This is a genomic window from uncultured Phenylobacterium sp., assembly GCF_902826855.1.
In the GTDB taxonomy this organism is placed as follows: domain Bacteria; phylum Pseudomonadota; class Alphaproteobacteria; order Caulobacterales; family Caulobacteraceae; genus Phenylobacterium.
Genome location: NZ_CADEGK010000360.1, coordinates 1 through 2,005, shown reverse-complemented (window position 1 = coordinate 2,005; position 2,005 = coordinate 1). Strand labels below are relative to the sequence as shown.

The following is a 2,005-nucleotide window of genomic DNA, read 5'->3' as shown; positions in this document are numbered from 1 at the left end:
ATCGGGGCCACGTCCGCGGCCGGGTTCAACGCGCTGGCCTCCAACTGGCACATCCCCACGGACATGGCCGCCGACCACGGCAAGACCATGGACCGCAGCAAGTGGCGCCTCGTGGGACCCATGCACATCGCGCCCACGCGGGAGCAGGCGCTGGAGGAGGCGAAGTTCGGGCTGGAGAAGTGGATCTATTACTTCCGCGAGATCGCCAACCTGCCGGTCGTCCCCGAGGGCGACGATCCCATCAAGGCGATGACCGAGGGCGGCATGGCCATCATCGGCACGCCCGACGACGCAGCGGCCCGCATCCAGCAACTGGTCGACGAAAGCGGCGGCTTCGGCGCGTTCCTGCTGATGGATCACAACTGGGCGCCCTGGGAGGCCAAGAAGCGCTCCTACGAGCTCTTCGCCCGCTACGTCGCGCCGAGGTTCCAGCAGTTGAACGACAGCCGCCAGGCCTCCATGGACTGGGTCGGCTCCAACAAAGCGGAGTTCACCGGCCAGGTGATGGCCGCCATGGGCGCCCGCATCGCCCAGCACATCGCCGAGAAGGGCACGGCCGACATCAGCCCAGCGTTCACCGCGATGCTGGGAGGCGCGGCCCCGGAGCCGGCGAAGGACCCCGCGGAATAGCCGTGGACATCCAGGCCTACTTCGACCGCATCGGGTTCAAGGGGGCGCCCAAGGCCGACCTTGCAACCCTGCGCGCCCTGCATCGGCGCCATTCGCTGGCGATCTCATACGAGAACCTGGACGTCCAGCTGGGGCGGCCGGTGACGATCGATCCCGCCGCTGCTTTCGCCAAGATCGTCCACGGCCGGCGCGGCGGCTGGTGCTACGAGATGAACGGCCTCCTGGGCGCTGTCCTGGAGGAGGTGGGTTTCAAGGTCACCCACCTCGCCGGCGGCGTGCACAGGGCCGTCCGCGGCGACGAGATGGTCGGTAACCACCTGGTGTTGCTGGTAGAGGTGGACGGCGAGCCCTGGATCGCCGATGTCGGCTTCGGCGACGGGCCCCGCGATCCCTATCCTCTGCGCGAAGGCCCGTTCACCTGCGACGGCTTCGTCTACCGCCTCGAGCGCCTCGACGCGGACTGGTGGCGGCTGAACAACCACCCCGACGGCGGCGCGCCCAGCTTCGACTTCACGCTGGAGCCGGCCGACCCCGCGCGGCTCGCCGAGATGTGCGGCGTCCTCCAGACCGCCCCCACCTCGATCTTCGTGATGACAGCCATTGCGCAGCGACACCTGGGCGACGAAATCCGTCTCCTGCGCGGACGCGCCTTCCGCCGCCTGACCCCGGGATCGCAGGAAAACAGCCTGATCGACAGCGCCCCGGACTTCGTGGCGCTGCTGAAGCGGGAGTTCGAGCTGGACGTGCCCGAGGCCGCCACCATCTGGGACCGCATCTGCGCCCGCCACGATGAGCTGTTTCCGGCGCAGCCTGCCTAAAGGCGGCCCAGCTTGCCGAGGTTCACCTTTGGGATGGCGGCGGTGAACGGCCCCAGCGTTTTGGCCTTGTCCGCGGCGCGGTCCGCCCAGGCAGCCGCGAAGGTGAGCGGCGCCACGACTTTCGGGTCGGCAATGGCAAGGATCCAGGGGCGGCCCGCCAGCGCCGCGGCCAGCGCCGCGCGAAGGTCGAGATCCTCCGTGACGGGCTCCGGCGGCGGCTTCACCAGGGTGTGCAGCACGAGCGCATCCGGCCGGGGCGCCACGACGGCAGGGCCGATGCCGGGCGGCAGGTCCTTGATGGCCGCGGCCAGCGCAGCCAGGGCCATACGCGCCCGCGTGGTCTGACGCTCGCCGCCGGCCGCGCCCGTTACCTCGCCGTTGGCCCGCACGAGCGCCCAGCCGCCGTTCTTGTGCGCCGGGTCTTGGGTGGCGGCGATCCAGATCTTCAAGGTCAGCCCTGGACCACGGCGGCCATCAGCTCCTGGGAAAGGCGGCCGCTCATGCCCTCGGTGGAGGTGTTGGTCATCAGCACGTGGCTGGTCTCGCCCTCCGGATCC

At 69.9% G+C, this 2,005-nt stretch carries 3 protein-coding genes; 2 read left to right on the top strand and 1 reads right to left on the bottom strand.

Annotated features, from left to right (window positions below; all coding sequences use genetic code 11):
- Window positions 1-630 (top strand): LLM class flavin-dependent oxidoreductase (locus QZV94_RS24735; RefSeq protein WP_367255345.1); only part of this gene is annotated, 630 nt, incomplete at its 5' end.
- A gap of 2 nt (window positions 631-632) precedes the next feature.
- Window positions 633-1,448 (top strand): arylamine N-acetyltransferase, encoded by an 816-nt coding sequence (locus QZV94_RS24730; RefSeq protein WP_293683085.1) that lies wholly within the window; start codon window positions 633-635, stop codon window positions 1,446-1,448.
- On the opposite strand, the gene QZV94_RS24725 is transcribed toward QZV94_RS24730, so the two are convergent.
- On the bottom strand, window positions 1,445-1,897 hold the full coding sequence (locus QZV94_RS24725) for a ribonuclease H (protein ID WP_293683083.1): 453 nt from the start codon (window positions 1,895-1,897) through the stop codon (window positions 1,445-1,447). The genes QZV94_RS24730 and QZV94_RS24725 overlap by 4 nt on opposite strands.
- Window positions 1,898-2,005: the final 108 nt, after the last annotated feature.